Source organism: Paenibacillus sabuli (genome assembly GCF_014705605.1).
Classification (GTDB): domain Bacteria; phylum Bacillota; class Bacilli; order Paenibacillales; family Paenibacillaceae; genus Paenibacillus_D; species Paenibacillus_D sabuli.
This window is the reverse complement of record NZ_JACXIZ010000109.1, coordinates 1-1,030: the sequence shown is the minus strand read 5'-3', so window position 1 is coordinate 1,030 and position 1,030 is coordinate 1. Positions and strand designations below refer to the sequence as shown.

General features: G+C 37.1%; 1 protein-coding gene. It reads left to right on the top strand.

Annotated features, from left to right (window positions below; translation table 11 throughout):
• Positions 1 to 612 precede the first annotated feature (612 nt).
• The gene (locus IDH44_RS27515) at positions 613 to 954 is read left to right on the top strand and encodes a C39 family peptidase (protein WP_190921788.1); all 342 of its coding nucleotides are present in this window, start codon (positions 613 to 615) and stop codon (positions 952 to 954) included.
• Positions 955 to 1,030 lie beyond the last annotated feature (76 nt).

Below are 1,030 nucleotides of genomic sequence, written 5' to 3'. Positions count from 1 at the left end.
TCAATCCCGCGAAAATCTACCGCCCGAGCTACATGCACTTTCTTGGCAATGTCCGCACCGACAACCAATGTCGATTCGGTAATTCGTGTAATCCGTTGATTCTGTTTCTGCTTCATCTTATACTTCATAGTGAGCGCCTCTTTCGTTTTGGGATTTGTTCTGGCCGAACGGTTCCCAGTATAACAAGAGGCGCTTTCTGTTTTCAAAGAGCAAATTACTTCATTACAGGAATGGCTCCTTTTTTGTTTTTATTATTTCATTTATTTGGGTATTATCCAAGCGATTTCGGTGTTACTCGTCTTTTCATATCGCACTTGCCAAAACCCACAGCCTGATGTCCATTCAGTGAATACAAGTGAATACTGGAGGGAGAATAAAAATACAATTTCCGACAATAGTTAGATATTTATAACTATTTATTTTTTTTAAAATTAATACATAATATAGTAAAATGATTATGGGGTGAAAAAATGAGAATCCTTTCAGACGTGGTAAAACAAAGACACTTTTAATTCTTTCGGTGTTTATAGGAGTATTTTTAATTTCTTTTACATCTCAAGTATCTGCAGGTAATATTGCCTCTTATCCAGCTGTCAAACAAAAAAAAAGCAATTGGTCTGGGCAGCTTCAAGTGTTAGTATTCTTAAACATTTTGGGATAGATGAATTGCAATGTGCGTTTGCAATAAACATTAGGTTTGGAGAAGTCACATGCGATAATACATCTGAAAACATTGATAATGTACTTGATGGATTCGTAATGTATTACGGCGTGAGCGCTTATAAATACACCGGTAGTCTTACTTGGTCTGAATTAAAAACTGAAATTGATAACGGACGTCCAATTTATGTGTCTTGGGGATGGAGCACAGGGGGAGGCCATGCCGTGGTTATTTATGGGTATAGTCAATCCGGTACTTATGTTAATCACATGAATCCTGCTAGTACACAATAGCTTAAATTCAAGATCACATCTTAGATATTGAGCAATTTGCCGTCAAACGTCCAACGAAAAGGCTTGGCCAAATGTT